The 464-nt window shown below is 66.7% G+C and carries 1 protein-coding gene; it reads right to left on the reverse strand.

The window, feature by feature from the left end; all coding sequences use genetic code 11:
* The coding region (locus AC1DKD_RS42050; protein WP_477144842.1) for a cytochrome c biogenesis CcdA family protein at positions 1-464 on the reverse strand (464 nt) is incomplete at both ends.

Raw genomic sequence — 464 nt, forward strand, 5'->3', positions numbered from 1 at the left:
ACGCCCAGGCCCCGGCGCAGGGCCAGGGCGATCAGCAGGAACGGGATGCCAAGTCCCAGGCTGTAGACAAAAGCCAGGARTGCRCCCTTGGCRGCRGAGGACCCGCCGGAGAGGCTSAGSARCTGSACGGCGGARTAGGTKGGSCCKATGCACGGSGCCCAGCCCAGGCCGAAGGTCAGGCCCAGCAGGGGCGCTCCCCAGAGCCCGGCGGGCGGCTTTGCGTGGATCTTCGCGTCACGCTGCAGCCAGCCGAAACCGCCCATGAAGACGATCCCCATGATGATGACCAGGATTCCCAGGAGCTGGGTGATCCAGGCATTCTGGCTGCCCGTGATGAGGGTGCCCAGCTGGCCGAATGCACCGCCCAGCAGGACGAAGATCACGGAGAAGCCCAGGACGAACAACCCAATGCCCGCCAGCATCCGCCCGCGTTTCTGCTTTTGCAGGTCCACGCCGCTCAGTCC

It is taken from the genome of Cupriavidus sp. 05T313 (genome assembly GCF_056396665.1).